This is a genomic window from Sphingopyxis sp. CCNWLW2, assembly GCF_037095755.1.
In the GTDB taxonomy this organism is placed as follows: Bacteria; Pseudomonadota; Alphaproteobacteria; order Sphingomonadales; family Sphingomonadaceae; genus Sphingopyxis.
Genome location: NZ_JBAWKJ010000003.1, coordinates 411,430 through 424,451, shown reverse-complemented (window position 1 = coordinate 424,451; position 13,022 = coordinate 411,430). Strand labels below are relative to the sequence as shown.

General features: G+C 66.8%; 12 protein-coding genes and 2 riboswitches. All 12 genes read right to left on the bottom strand.

The features are described from left to right. Positions 1 to 8: 8 nt before the first annotated feature. The 12 genes from V8J55_RS19395 to ftsA all read right to left on the bottom strand — a co-directional run bounded on the left by V8J55_RS19395 (position 9) and on the right by ftsA (position 13,019). Complete coding sequence (locus tag V8J55_RS19395) at positions 9 to 455, bottom strand: ABA4-like family protein (RefSeq protein ID WP_336447236.1); 447 nt, start codon at positions 453 to 455, stop codon at positions 9 to 11. A gap of 18 nt (positions 456 to 473) precedes the next feature. Then, complete coding sequence (locus V8J55_RS19390) at positions 474 to 821, bottom strand: hypothetical protein (protein WP_336447235.1); 348 nt, start codon at positions 819 to 821, stop codon at positions 474 to 476. After that, positions 821 to 2,329 carry an aminomethyl-transferring glycine dehydrogenase subunit GcvPB gene (gcvPB, locus tag V8J55_RS19385; RefSeq protein ID WP_336447583.1) on the bottom strand — a complete coding sequence of 503 codons (1,509 nt, stop codon included), beginning with the start codon at positions 2,327 to 2,329 and terminating at the stop codon, positions 821 to 823. The genes V8J55_RS19390 and gcvPB overlap by 1 nt, the downstream gene beginning before the upstream one ends. 32 nt (positions 2,330 to 2,361) lie before the next feature. Beyond that, the gene (gene gcvPA / locus V8J55_RS19380; protein ID WP_336447234.1) at positions 2,362 to 3,720 is read right to left on the bottom strand and encodes an aminomethyl-transferring glycine dehydrogenase subunit GcvPA; all 1,359 of its coding nucleotides are present in this window, start codon (positions 3,718 to 3,720) and stop codon (positions 2,362 to 2,364) included. Positions 3,721 to 3,723: 3 nt separating this feature from the next. Beyond that, positions 3,724 to 4,545 carry a glycosyltransferase family 2 protein gene (locus V8J55_RS19375; RefSeq protein WP_336447233.1) on the bottom strand — a complete coding sequence of 274 codons (822 nt, stop codon included), beginning with the start codon at positions 4,543 to 4,545 and terminating at the stop codon, positions 3,724 to 3,726. Positions 4,546 to 4,581: 36 nt separating this feature from the next. Continuing rightward, complete coding sequence (gene gcvH / locus V8J55_RS19370; RefSeq protein WP_037518603.1) at positions 4,582 to 4,953, bottom strand: glycine cleavage system protein GcvH; 372 nt, start codon at positions 4,951 to 4,953, stop codon at positions 4,582 to 4,584. A gap of 3 nt (positions 4,954 to 4,956) precedes the next feature. Further along, entirely contained in the window at positions 4,957 to 6,093 is a 1,137-nt protein-coding gene (gcvT, locus tag V8J55_RS19365) for a glycine cleavage system aminomethyltransferase GcvT (protein WP_336447232.1), read from the bottom strand. Between the two features lie 54 nt (positions 6,094 to 6,147). Further along, positions 6,148 to 6,252: riboswitch (glycine riboswitch) on the bottom strand. After that, a riboswitch (glycine riboswitch) is annotated at positions 6,253 to 6,353 on the bottom strand. Positions 6,354 to 6,411: 58 nt separating this feature from the next. Beyond that, positions 6,412 to 7,059: an NAD-dependent epimerase/dehydratase family protein gene (locus tag V8J55_RS19360; protein WP_336447231.1), complete on the bottom strand. Its 648-nt coding sequence runs from the start codon at positions 7,057 to 7,059 to the stop codon at positions 6,412 to 6,414. Then, complete coding sequence (locus V8J55_RS19355; RefSeq protein ID WP_336447230.1) at positions 7,052 to 8,224, bottom strand: deoxyguanosinetriphosphate triphosphohydrolase; 1,173 nt, start codon at positions 8,222 to 8,224, stop codon at positions 7,052 to 7,054. The genes V8J55_RS19360 and V8J55_RS19355 overlap by 8 nt, the downstream gene beginning before the upstream one ends. Then, positions 8,221 to 10,089, bottom strand: coding sequence for a tetratricopeptide repeat protein (locus V8J55_RS19350; protein ID WP_336447229.1), 1,869 nt, complete (start codon positions 10,087 to 10,089; stop codon positions 8,221 to 8,223). Before V8J55_RS19350 ends, V8J55_RS19355 begins: the two co-directional genes overlap by 4 nt. Before the next feature lie 60 nt (positions 10,090 to 10,149). Continuing rightward, on the bottom strand, positions 10,150 to 11,610 hold the full coding sequence (ftsZ, locus tag V8J55_RS19345) for a cell division protein FtsZ (protein WP_336447227.1): 1,461 nt from the start codon (positions 11,608 to 11,610) through the stop codon (positions 10,150 to 10,152). 152 nt (positions 11,611 to 11,762) lie between these two features. Then, complete coding sequence (ftsA, locus tag V8J55_RS19340) at positions 11,763 to 13,019, bottom strand: cell division protein FtsA (RefSeq protein WP_336447226.1); 1,257 nt, start codon at positions 13,017 to 13,019, stop codon at positions 11,763 to 11,765. Between the last annotated feature and the right edge of the window lie 3 nt (positions 13,020 to 13,022).

The window sequence follows — 13,022 nt, the reverse complement described above, 5'->3', positions numbered from 1 at the left end:
CTGCGACGTCACTTTTTCGCCTGCGCCCGCGCGCGGCGTTCGCGGACGATCAGCCAAGCGAACAGCCCGACCGGACCGACCATCAGCGTCAGGAACAGGAAGGGGAATTGCACGATGCGGCTGAACCCCTTCTGGTCGGCGTCGCGCGCGATCCACATGCCGGTGAACAGGTCAAAGGCCAGATAGTGTGTCCACCCCAGCGTCGCGCCGCCCGGGCTGTCGAACAGCTTCATCACCCCGGACAATGTCGTGAAATCGTTACTGCTTGGCCCGCCGGGATCGATGCTGCCGGTCAGGTAGCCCACGATCATCACCGTATAGGCAAGGCAGAGGAGGAACACGCCGACATAGAGAATTGCTGCAAGGATTTTCGGGCCGCGCGGTAGAAAAACGAGCGCGATCCAGCTCGCGAACGCCCAGTAATTCACCAGCAGAAAAATCGTGTCCCAGCTCATGTCTTGCCCCTCACCTGTTCAGATCAGCCCGCCGAGCCCAAACAGGACGACGCCGCCGAGCAGCGCAATGGCCCCCGTAACGACGATCAGCAAGGTCATTCGCGCCGCCGAAGCGCGCCGCGACGCCGCGAACGCCGCCGCCGCGCACAGCCCGATCGCAAACAGCGGCGCATAGACAAAGGCCCAGTCATAGCTGAACTCGCGGCGGACCTCGATCATCTCCCATTGCTCGACGACGAGACCATAGGCGGTGATCGCGATCAGCCAGCCGAGGATCGCGACGATGGCGAACAGCGCGGCGGCCGCCAAACACCCCGCGCCGGAGCGCGTTTCGGGGCGTTCGGGGCCGGACGCGGGTTCGGTCATCAGCCCTCCCAGGCGAGTATGGGCTTCCGCGCCGCGAGCGTCTCGTCGAGGCGCGCGCGGGGGGCGAAATGCGGCGCGGTCTTGAGCGCCGGGTCGCCGTTCTTCGCACGCATCGCGATGCTGCGCAGCGCCCCGATGAACTGGTCGAGCGCGGCCTTGCTCTCGGTCTCGGTCGGCTCGACGAGCATCGCGCCATGGACGACGAGCGGGAAATAGACCGTCATCGGGTGATAACCCTCGTCGATCAGCCCCTTGGCAATGTCGAGCGTCGAGAAGCCTTCGGCGAGGCCCTTGTCGCTGAACAGCGCCTCGTGCATGCACGGGCCCGACGCCGCGAACGGCGCGTCGAGCACGCCGTCGAGGCTGCGCAGCACATAATTGGCGTTGAGCACCGCATCCTCGGCGACCTGCTTCAGCCCGTCGGCGCCGTGGCTCAGGATATAGGTCAGCGCGCGCGTGAACATGCCCATCTGGCCGTGAAAAGCGGTCATGCGGCCGAAGGTCTGCGGATGATCCTCGCCCGCATTCTCCTCTTCGATCAGGCGGAAGTCATCGCCCTGCTTCGTGACGAAGGGCAGCGGCGCGAAGGGCGCGAGCGCTGCCGACAGCACGACCGGACCCGAACCCGGACCGCCGCCGCCATGCGGGGTCGAGAAGGTCTTGTGCAGGTTGATGTGCATCGCATCGACGCCGAGATCGCCGGGGCGCACGCGGCCAACGATGGCGTTGAAGTTCGCGCCGTCGCAATAGACATAGCCGCCCGCCGCATGGACCGCGTCCGAAATCGCCTTCATCTCGCGCTCGAACAGGCCGCAGGTGTTGGGGTTGGTGATCATCACGCCCGCGACGTCGGGGCCGAGGCGCGCCTTCAAGGCTTCGAGGTTGACGCGGCCCGCCTCGGTTGCCGGGATATCCTCGACTGTGAAGCCCGCGAAGGCCGCGGTCGCGGGGTTGGTGCCGTGCGCGCTTTCGGGGACGAGGATCACGCGGCGGTCCTCGCCGCGCGCTTCGAGCGCCGCCTTGATGCAGAGGATGCCGCACAGCTCGCCATGCGCGCCCGCCTTGGGCGACATCGCGACGCTGTGCATGCCGGTGAGCGTGATCAGCCATTCGGCGAGCTCGTGGATCACCGCATAGGCGCCCTGCACCGTCTCCTGCGGCTGGAGCGGGTGGACGTCGGCGAAGCCGGGCATCCGCGCGACCTTTTCGTTGAGGCGCGGGTTGTGCTTCATCGTGCAGCTGCCAAGCGGGAACAGCCCGAGGTCGATCGCGTAATTCTGCCGCGACAGGCGGGTATAATGGCGCACCGTTTCGGATTCGCTGAGCCCCGGCAAGCCGATCGGCGCGGTGCGCGCGAGCGCGCCGAGGTCGGTGACAGGTGCGGTTTCATCGAAGTCGACGCCGGTCGTCTCGCTACCGCCGATCTCGAAGATCAGCGCTTCCTCGAGCATCAGCGCGCGGTTGCCGGTGAAGGTCGTGCTATCGTCGGCACCGCCGGCGACGTTCATTTCGGGGCGCCAGCCGGCGCGGTTGAGCGCGGTCATGCCAGCACCTCCTTCAGGGCCGCGGCGAAGGCGGAAATATCCGCCTCGGTCACGGTTTCGGTCACGGCGACGACGAGGCCATTTTCGAGGCCGGCGTTGTCGGGATAGAGACGGCCGAGCGAGACGCCGCCCAATATGTCCTTTTCAGCGAGCTTGTGGATCACGGGGCGCGCCGCGGTCGGCAGCAGCAGTGTGAACTCGTTGAAGAAGCTGTTGTTCAGCACCGACACGCCGGGCACTTTCGCGAGTTCAGCGGCGGCCGCTTTCGCGCGGCCATGGTTGATCGCGGCGAGCTGGCGAAGGCCCGCTTCGCCGAGCAAAGTCATATGGATGCTGAATGCCAGCGCACAAAGTCCTGAATTAGTGCAGATATTGCTCGTGGCCTTCTCGCGGCGAATATGCTGCTCGCGTGTCGACAGCGTCAGCACGAAGCCGCGCTTGCCGTTCGCATCGACGGTTTCGCCGCAGAGGCGTCCCGGCATCTGGCGCACATATTTGGTCTTGCACGCGAAGAGGCCAACGTAGGGCCCACCGAACTGGAGCCCGACGCCGAGCGACTGCCCCTCGCCCACGACGATATCGGCGCCCATCTCGCCGGGCGATTTGATCAGGCCGAGCGCAACGGGTTCGGTCACCACCGCAATCAACAGCGCGCCGGCGGCCTGGCAGGCCTCAGCGAGCGCGGTCATGTCGTCGATACGGCCGAGAATGTCGGGGTACTGGACGACGACGCAGCTCGTGTCCTTGTCGATGCTGTCCGCGAGCGCGGCCCAGTCGGTGCCGGCTTCGAGGCTCGGATCGCCGTCGACCAGCACATCGCCGGTATATTTCGCCATCGTGCGTGCGACGCTGCGGTAGTGCGGGTGGAGGCCGGTCGAAAGCAAAGCCTTCGCCCGCTTGGTGATGCGCCGTGCCATGACGATCGCTTCCCAGCACGCGGTCGAGCCGTCGTACATCGACGCATTGGCAACGTCTGTGCCAAGCAGCCGCGCAACCTGCGACTGGAATTCGAACAGCATCTGCAGCGTGCCCTGCGCGATTTCGGGCTGGTACGGCGTGTAGGCCGTCAGGAACTCGCCGCGCTGGATTAGATGATCGACGCTCGCCGGCACATGGTGGCGATAGGCGCCGGCGCCAAGGAAGAAAGGCCCCTCGCCCGCGGCGCGGCTGCGGCGCGCGAGTGCGCCCATATGGCGCTCGACCGCGAGTTCGCTCGCATGGTTCGGCAAGCCGGCGATCGGGCCATCGAGGCGTGCCTCGGCGGGGACGTCGACGAACAGGTCGTCGATCGTGGCGGCACCGATCGTCGCGAGCATCGCCGCGCGGTCGTCATTGGTCAAAGGCAGATAACGCATGAACTACTCCGGGGAAGAGGCAGAATTTGCAGAAAAAAGCTGTACTGTGTCGGCGAGCGCACCCGAAAAGATCGCCGGGCCCGCGTGGGTCGTCCGAATCCAGGGCGCGAGCCAGATACGAAAGCCCGTATCGCGAACGCGGCGGCAAAAAGCATAGTCGTCCGACAACAGAGCCTGGCTTTCGGGCTCGATCAGCGGGCAGAAAAAGGCGGGTTCGAGTTCGCCGACACCATGCGCCTGCCGTTCGGCGGGGTCGGGACGAAAGACAAGGTCGGGCAAGGCCGCACGCATGCCGTCGAGCACCTCGCGCCGGATCAGCATCATCGCGGTGCCGAGACGCGACAGCTCGACAAGGTCGGTCATCTTGAAGCTCTGGTCTGCGTTCAGGAAATGAAGCGCGAAATCGCCCGAAAAACGGGCAAGGTCGGCGGGGTCATCCTTAGCGAGACCCATCTCGACCGCGCGCGCTACATTGCGCCAGTTGATCGTCCGGCGCGGATAGGCCCCGCCGAGGACGCCGCATTCGGAATGCTCCGCCATGACCTTGATGAGCGAAAAAACATCATCGACCGAAAAGTCGATGTCGGCGTCGACGAACAGCAGATGCGTACAGTCGCTCGCGAGGAACATCGCGGTCAGCATGTCGCGCGCGCGCGTGATCGACGGTTGATAGAGGATGAATTCGAACCGCACCGCCATGCCGATCGCCTGCGCGCGCAACGCGAGGTCGAGCGCTGCACGGACATAGGTGCCCTGCGCCCCCTCATAGATGGGCGTCGCCACCATCAGGCGGCAATTGGCAAGGGCAGGATCGGTCGCGATCACATTATCTCCCCCTCCCGCAAGCGGGAGGGGAATCCTTCAAAGGGCGTCGCAGAAGACTTTGTACGCCTTCGCGTCCATCAGCCCTTCGAGCTGGCTCTTGTCGCCCAGCGTCATGCGGAAGAACCAGCCTTCGCCTTCGGCATCCGAATTGACGAGCGCGGGATCTTCCTCGAGCTGACCATTGCCTTCGGTCACGGTGCCGTCGACCGGCGCATAGACGTCGCTTGCCGCCTTCACCGATTCGACCACCGCCGCGTCGCCGCCCTTGGTGAGTTCGGCGCCGGTGTCGGGGACTTCGACGAACACGATGTCGCCAAGCTGGCCCTGCGCGAAGTCGGTGATGCCGACCGTCGCGACGTCGCCGTCGACGTCGATCCACTCATGCTCTTCGGTAAAATAACGCGGCATCACTCAACCTCCTGTTTTACGAACATAATTATGCGGGACAAAGGGCATGGCCGCGACGGTGCAATGCACGCGCTTCCCGCGCACTTCGGCCGCGACCGCGGTGCCGGGCACAGCATGATCGCGAGGAACATAGCCCATCGCGATCGGCGCCCCGACGCTGGGGGCGAAACCGCCTGACGTCACGACGCCAATCTCGTCCTCGCCGTCGAACAGCTTGGCGCCCTCGCGCACTGGCAGCTTGCCGTCGACAAGCAGCCCCACCCGCTTGCGCGGGCTGCCGTCGGCGAGATGGCCGAGGATGCGCGCCGCGCCGGGGAAATTCTCTTCTTCGCGGCGGCGCTTGCTGACCGCGAAGCCGAGATCGGCTTCGGCGGGGTCGATCGCGGGGGTGAGGTCGTGGCCGTAAAGCGGCAGGCCTGCTTCGAGCCGCAGCGAGTCGCGCGCACCGAGCCCGATCGGCTTCACTTCGTCCATCGCACAGAGCGCATCGGCGAAGGCGGTCAGCGCCTCGTTCGGCAGCGAGATTTCGAAGCCGTCCTCGCCGGTGTAGCCCGAGCGGCTGAGCGCGATCGCGTGGCCGGCCCAAGTCGCGCGGGTCGCCTGCATGAAGACGAGGCTGGCAGCCTCGGGCACCAGCCGCGCGAGCGCGTCGACCGCTTTCGGCCCCTGCAGCGCGAGGAGGCCATAATCTTCGTTGTGGTTGAGCGTGATATCGTCGGGAAGATTTTCGCGCAGGTGGCCGATATCTTCCCACTTCACCGCGCCGTTGACGACGATGCCGAACTGGTCGCCTTCGTTGGTGATCATCAGATCGTCGAGGATGCCGCCGTCTTCGTCCAGCAAGAGCGAATAGCGCATCCGGCCGGGCTTCAGCCCCGCGATGTCGCCGGGAACGAGCATTTCGAGCGCTTCGGCGACATTGTCGCCCGACAAGGCCAGCTGGCCCATATGGCTGACGTCGAACAGGCCGGCGTTTTCGCGGACCCACAGATGTTCGGCCATGATGCCTTCATATTGGATCGGCATCCAGTAACCGGCGAATTCGACCATCCGGCCGCCCTTCGCGCGGTGCCAGGCGTCGAGCGGCAGCGTCGCGGTCTCAAGTCCCGCTTCGTCGCCCGTAAATTCCGTGTCGGTCATGCCAGTCTCCCGCGGTTGCACGGCATATGCGCGGCCCATCGCCGCGCCTTGCGCCATGCCCCCTCTGTCACGGGAACCTGAGAGTTTTCCCCCATATCATGGGGTTACCCCTTCGGTGGTTCCGGCGATACAGCCGGAACGCTTTCCAGAGTGTCCGTTCCAGCCTGCGCGGTCCATTTACCTGAGAGTTTCCGGGGCGGTTGCTCCTTCGGTGGTGAGGCGCCGGTTGCCCTGCCCTCACGCTCTCCCGCGCGGCCGGTCGAATCTCTTGCGAGGCCCGACAGACGCTGCGAGCCTTGGCGCTGCCCTTTTACGGAGTCAATCGGCGAGCGCGCGGATCGCGTCGTTTTCGTGGATATGCACGCCCGAGCCGCCTTGCCCCGCCAGCGCGACAATGGCCGCAGCAACGGTATCGCCAGAGATTGAGCGATAGCGGCGGAACGAGCCGTGCAGCAGCGCGTCGGTCAGCGGCGCCGCGATCGTTGCAAGCCCCTCGCCCAGCCGCTGCGGCCCGGGCCGATCGCCGCGCAACAGGCCCGGGCGGATCAGGTCGAGCCGGTCGAAGCCGAGCGCGCGGAGGTCGTCCTCGGTCTCGCCCTTGGTGCGCAGATAGAAATTGCCGCTCTTTGCCGCAGCGCCGACCGAACTCACCGAAATCATGTGCGCGGTGCCGCCCGCCCTGGCGCCGCGTGCGGCGGCGAGCACGAGATCGTGATCGACCGCACGAAAAGCGGCTTGCGACCCCGCTTGCCGGATCGTCGTCCCGAGGCAGCAGATGAGGACGGCGGGCTTTTCGGCGGCGATCATGTCGGCCCAGCGCTCGGACGGGGCGACCAGTTGCTTGTGCTGCGCCGCCAGCCCTTCGACTTCGCGGCGCGCAAGGACGGTGACGGGATGGGAACCGAAGCGTTCGATCACCGCGCGCCCGATCAGCCCCGTCGCGCCGACGATCAGCGCGTCAGGCATGCGCCAGCGCCTGCGGCACCGCATCGCGGCCGAAGATTTCGGCATAGCGGTCGATGGCGAAACGGTCGGTCATGCCAGCGATATAATCACCGATATGCCGGTTTGTCGCGCATTCTTCATGCGGAAGGCGCCCCGACCAGTCCACGCCCATCAGGCGCGGGTCGGCGACATAGGCGGCGAAGAGATCGCCGACGACCTTGTTTGCCGCCTCGGCGGCGGCGACCTGTTCGGGGTGATGATAGAGGTTGGCGTACATGAAACGCTTGAGATCGCGCTCCTGCGCGGCAAGTTCGGGCGAAAAGCCGCCGAGCGCGCGGCCCGCGGCGCGAACCTCCTCGACGCTTCGCACCCCGGCGTCGGCGACATTCGCCTCGGTCGCCGCAATCACGTCGTTGACCATCACGCCGATCTGGTCGCGGACGAGTTCGCGAAGCAAGCGGTCGCGCGGGGCACCGGGGAAACGCTCCTCGACCGCGCGGTAATTGGCGGCGACGAAGGGCTGCTCCATCAGCTGGTCAAGGTCGAGCAGCCCGGCGCGCAGGCCATCGTCGATGTCGTGATTGTCATAGGCGATATCGTCGGCGACCGCCGCGATCTGCGCCTCGAGGCTGGCGTGGCTGCCGAGGTCGAGCCCGAAATCGCCGTCGATTTCGGCGAGCGCCCAGCCGGGGTTCGTCACCGGGCCATTATGCTTCGCGAGCCCTTCCAATGTTTCCCACGTCAGGTTCAGGCCGTCGAAGCGCGGATAGGGGCATTCGAGCCGCGCCAATGTCCGCAGCGTGTGGCCGTTGTGGTCGAAGCCGCCATGCGCCGCCATCGCGGCCTTCAGCGCGTCCTCGCCCGCATGGCCGAAGGGCGGATGGCCGATGTCGTGCGCGAGACACAAGGCTTCTGTCAAATCCTCGTTGAGCCTGAGCGCGCGCGCGATGCCGCGGCCGATCTGCGCAACCTCGATGCTGTGGGTCAGCCGGACGCGATAATGGTCGCCGTCCGGGGCGACGAACACCTGCGTCTTGTGGCGCAGGCGGCGAAAGGCGATCGAGTGGATGATGCGGTCGCGGTCGCGCTGGAAATCGTCGCGCGGTCCGCGGACGACGCGGCCGAGCTCGGCATGACGCCGCCCGCGGCTATGTGCGGGATCGCTGGCGCAGTCGGCAACGCTCACTTGACCGGATCGACGGACTGGCCCGCCTCGCTGTTGAACAGGAAGCCGTCGCCGCCCGCCTTCTTATAGTCGCCCAGCCAATCCTGTGCCGCCTTGCGGTCCTTGAACGGGCCGACGAGCAGACGGCGTGTCTTGCCCCATTCGGTCGTCGCGCCCGATTTGCCCTTGAATACGGCAGGGCTCTTTTTCGCAAATTTGCCGAAATCGGTCGCGAGCGCCTTGGCATTCGCACCGGTCGCGACCTGCACCCAGATGCGCGCCGGATTGGCCTTCTTCTCGGCCGCTTCTTCCTTGGCTTTCGCGTCGGCTTCTGCCTTCAATTTCGCGGCAGCACTGTCTTTTTCGCGCTTCGCCGCCTCGGCCGCCTCGGCCTTGCGCTTGTCTGCCATCAGCTTGGCGAGCGTGTCGGCGCCGACGGCATTGTCACTCTGCGCCAGTTCTTCGGCCGGGATCTCGATCGATCCGACGATGTCGGCGAGCGAGGCGAGCGGCGCCGCCGAAACGGATGCCGGCGTGGCGGCTGCCATATTCACCGCCGGCGACGAGGCGGGCGCAACGGCTTCGGTCGCGGCGGGCGGCACGGCGCCCGTCGACACGGCGCCCGTCGAACGGCCCATGTCGGCGATCGAGAAGCCCGGGCCGACCGGTCCCTTGCCGGCATCGACCGCCACGCCGATCGGCTCGGGCGCCGAGGCGGCGGGTGTCGAGGCGGGTGGCGGGACAGCGCCGACCGCCTGCGTTGGGGCCGGGCTCGGGGTCGGACTCGGCGTGGGGGCTTCGATTGGCTTACGAATGGTCTGCTGAAACGGCGAACGCAGCACCGGGGCGGACGCTCCGGGCGGTGTCGACGTCGCAGGCGCGGACACAGCCGCGGCGGGCGTTGTGGCGGCCGGCCGGGTGACCGGTTCCGAAACAGGTTTGCGGGCTGACGGCGCGGGCGCCGCCGACATGGTGGTTCGCCGCTGGTCGCGCGTTGCCTGACGCTTGCCCGGCGCTGCGCTCGGCGGGGCCGGCGGCGGCGTAGCGGCGGCAACCTGCACCGGCTTGCGCTTTGGCCCCAATTGCCCGTTCGGGAAGCGCCCGAAGTGGGCGGCCGCCGCCTGTTGCGCGGGATTGAGCCGGTCCATCTGGGTCAGATAGGGCATGATGTTCTGCGCCATCGCCGGCGGCATCGTCGCGTTGACGATGTCGGTCGCTTCCTTGTCGCGGCCGTTCATCGCGAGGATCATCGCCCGCAGGCGCCAGGCGCCGCGGTCCTGCGCGCGCAATTGCGGCGTCAGCAACGCTATCGCGCGATCGGCATCGCCGCTGATCCCAAGCGACAGCGCATAGCGCCGCGTCAGTTCGTCGTTGGGCGCGATCGACAGCGCGAGCTGGTAATCGCGCTGCGCCGCGTCCTGCTGTCCCAGCAGGTCGCGCGCGAGGCCGCGGTCGGCGAGGAACAACCGCTCAGGCGCACCCATCAACTGCGCTTCGCCGAAATAATCGAGCGCACGCGTCGGGTTTTCCATATGGACCACCGCCGAACCGAGCGCGGCCTTGACCGCGCCGTCGCGCGGGCTCGCCTGTTCGGCACGAACGAGAAAGCCGAGCGCGGCGCGATAATCCTCCAGCTCGATCGACGCGCGGCCGGCATTGAGCAGCGCGGACGTGTCGCTGTTGTTCGACGCGATGCGCGCGAGTGAGGAGGACAGCAGCGCGCGCGCCGCGGTCCGCTTCTCCATCGCCGCCTTGGTCGCGGGATCGGGCGGCGTCACCTGCGCATGAACGGACGACAGTGCGGCCGTTCCAAACAGCAGCGCACCGAGCGCGCCGACGATCCGCCGTGCGCGCGCCGGCTTCGCCGTCAATTTCGCTTGCCGCATGGGCAACTCATCCCGATTTCCGGCCCGCCGTGCCCGGCGGGCGGCCCCTCGATAGCCCCGTTACTGGTTGTTCTGCCGCCCCAGGAAGCGCGGAATATCAACACCGTCCTCCTTGCCGCCGTCGTCGCTGTCGGGCGCCGAAGCCCCGCGCGACAGGCGCGACATGCGCTCGAACAGTGTTCCGCCACCGACCGACCGTGCGGGCGCTTCGTCCGCCGGTGTCGGATCCGCTGCAGGCGCCGAGCGATATTCGGCCGGCGCTTCGGGCGCATCGAGCACAAGCTCGTCGGCGGTATCGTCATAGCTCGCGGCGACCTGCGACAATTCCATCGGTTCTTCTTCGGCCGCGGCTACCGGAGCATCGCGCTCGGCGGTGTCGCCCAGCGAGAAGCCGGGGGCCGGATCCTTGTCTTCCACCGACGCGGTTTCGGCGAGGACTTCTTCCTGAACCGCCGGCTCGACCGTCTCTTCGACCACCGGAGCAGGGGTCGCTGCGCGCGCGGGAGCGAAGGAGAAGCTGCGCGTCGCGGGCGATGCCTGCGCCGCCGTTTCGCCGTTGCTGTCGATTCCGGTCGCAACGACCGACACGCGGATCTTGCCGTCGAGGTTGTCGTTAAAGGCGCTGCCCCAGATGATGTTGGCGTCGGGATCGACCAGCTCGCGGATATGGTTCGCGGCTTCGTCGACTTCCATCAGGCGCATGTCCTCGCCGCCGGTGATCGAGATGATGACGCCCTTCGCGCCCGCCATCGACACGCCGTCGAGCAGCGGGTTGGCGATCGCTTTCTGGGCGGCTTCGAGCGCACGGCCATCGCCTTCGGCTTCGCCGGTGCCCATCATCGCCTTGCCCATTTCGCGCATCACGCTGCGCACGTCGGCGAAGTCGAGGTTGATCAGGCCGGGCATGACCATCAGGTCGGTGATGCCGCGCACGCCCTGCTGCAACACTTCATCCGCCATGGTGAAGGCTTCTTTGAAGGTCGTGTTCGGGTTGGCGACCAGGAACAGGTTCTGGTTCGGAATGACGATCAGCGTGTCGACATGATCCTGCAGCTCGGCAATGCCCGAGTCCGCCGAACGCATGCGGCGCGCGCCTTCGAAGGTGAAGGGCTTGGTCACGACGCCGACGGTCAGGATGCCGCGATCGCGCGCGGCCTTGGCGATCACGGGCGCCGCACCGGTGCCGGTGCCCCCGCCCATGCCAGCCGCGACGAAGCACATATGCGCGCCGTTCAGCGCCTCTTCGACCTGGATGATGCTTTCCTCGGCGGCCGCGCGGCCGACCTCGGGCCGCGAACCCGCGCCCAGCCCCTGGGTGATCTGTGTCCCCAGCTGGATGCGCCGTTCGGCCGGCGAAGCGTTGAGCGCCTGCGCGTCGGTGTTCGCGACGATGAAATCGACGCCCTCGACACGTGCGGCGATCATGTTTGCGATGGCATTGCCACCCGCACCGCCGACGCCGATCACCGCGATGCGCGGCTTCAGCTCGTCGACCTGCGGCGGGCCAATATTGATGCTCATCAAATAGTCTCCCTGCAGCGGCGGACAGGTGCCGCTTCCCCAACCTTGCGACCCGACCGGGCGGGTGTCCGTCCGCCCGGTTTTCTGCACCCGCATTGCACTATTGTGACGTGGGAATCACCCAAAAAATTAACCTTTTCGTCGCTTGTCATTCAAAAACTACTTTTCAGTGCTGCCATAAGGCGATGCAGGATCGACGTGCCCGCGGGCTTATACACGTCCTGCGACATCATCGGCAGATCGCGGAGGTCCACGGGGTCCGATGCGGCATAGAGAACCAGACCTGCGAGCGTCGCGAAAGCGGGGCCACTATGCGCATCGGGCAGTCCGTGCAAGCCGCGCGGTCGCCCGACGCGCGCGGCACGCCCGAGCGCGCTTTGCGTGTAGTCGGCGATGCCTTTGAGGTCGGCGCCGCCGCCGACAAGCACGACCTGACGCCCGATCGGACCGACGAAATGCAGGTCTTTGAGCGTCCGGCCGATCTCGCCCATCATCGCGTCGAGCCGCTGGCGGATCACCGACACCAATTGCGCACGCGTGATGCGCGGGGAGTCGCCGTTTGTCGGGGCGCCGGGCTCCAGCTCGATGATCTCGTTATTGTCGCGCGGGCTGGCCGAGGCCGAACCGTAGAAGCTCTGGAGCCGCTGCGCCTGGCTGCGGCGAATGCCGAAGGCCGAAGCGATGTCATCGGTGATGTCGCTGGCGCCGAAGGGCAACGACACCATTTCGACGAGCATGCCGCCGGCATAGAGCGACACCGTCGTGACCGCCGCACCGAGTTCGACGAGCGCGACACCGAGATCGCGCTCCTCGTCCGAGAGGCAGGCGAGCCCCGCCGCAATCGGCGAGGCGACCACCGCGTTGACGTCGAGATGCGCCTGACGGACCGCGGCCTCGAGGTTCCGCACCGGCGCACCGTCGGCCATGATGATATGGATATCGACGCCCAGCCGGTCGGCGTGGAGCCCGATGGGGTTCTTCACGCCGTTGAGCCCGTCGAGCGTGTAGAGCGCGGGCTGCGCATGCAGGATCATGCGGCCTTCGGGGTCGATGCCGGCGCGGCCCGCGGCGAGCAGGTCGTCGATATCTTCCTGTTCGATGCGGTGCCCGCCGAGTTCGCTTTCGATCGGCGCGACATCGCTCAAAAGCCCGCCCGCAGAGAAACTGACCCAGACATCGTCGATATTGAGGCCCGCGATGCGTTCGGCCTGCTCGATCGCCTCGCGCACGATATGTTCGGTCTGCTCCATGTCGGCGACATAGCCGCGCTGGACCCCGCGGCTCTCGCGCTGGCCGGTGCCGAGCACGTGAAGCTGGCCGTCGGCGGTCTGCCCCGCGATCAGCGCGCAGACCTTCCACGACCCGACATCGAGCGCGGTGATGATCTTTTCAATGCGCGGCGGCGCCATGGC

Excerpts from the sequence above, each read along its gene's own strand:
- V8J55_RS19395 (WP_336447236.1), bottom strand. The coding sequence starts at position 455 with ATGAGCTGGGACACGATTTTTCTGCTGGTGAATTACTGGGCGTTCGCG.
- V8J55_RS19390 (WP_336447235.1), bottom strand. The coding sequence starts at position 821 with ATGACCGAACCCGCGTCCGGCCCCGAACGCCCCGAAACGCGCTCCGGC.
- gcvPB (WP_336447583.1), bottom strand. The coding sequence starts at position 2,329 with ATGAACGTCGCCGGCGGTGCCGACGATAGCACGACCTTCACCGGCAAC.
- gcvPA (WP_336447234.1), bottom strand. The coding sequence starts at position 3,720 with ATGCGTTATCTGCCTTTGACCAATGACGACCGCGCGGCGATGCTCGCG.
- gcvH (WP_037518603.1), bottom strand. The coding sequence starts at position 4,953 with ATGCCGCGTTATTTTACCGAAGAGCATGAGTGGATCGACGTCGACGGC.
- gcvT (WP_336447232.1), bottom strand. The coding sequence starts at position 6,093 with ATGACCGACACGGAATTTACGGGCGACGAAGCGGGACTTGAGACCGCG.
- V8J55_RS19360 (WP_336447231.1), bottom strand. The coding sequence starts at position 7,059 with ATGCCTGACGCGCTGATCGTCGGCGCGACGGGGCTGATCGGGCGCGCG.
- V8J55_RS19350 (WP_336447229.1), bottom strand. The coding sequence starts at position 10,089 with ATGCGGCAAGCGAAATTGACGGCGAAGCCGGCGCGCGCACGGCGGATC.
- ftsZ (WP_336447227.1), bottom strand. The coding sequence starts at position 11,610 with ATGAGCATCAATATTGGCCCGCCGCAGGTCGACGAGCTGAAGCCGCGC.
- ftsA (WP_336447226.1), bottom strand. The coding sequence starts at position 13,019 with ATGGCGCCGCCGCGCATTGAAAAGATCATCACCGCGCTCGATGTCGGG.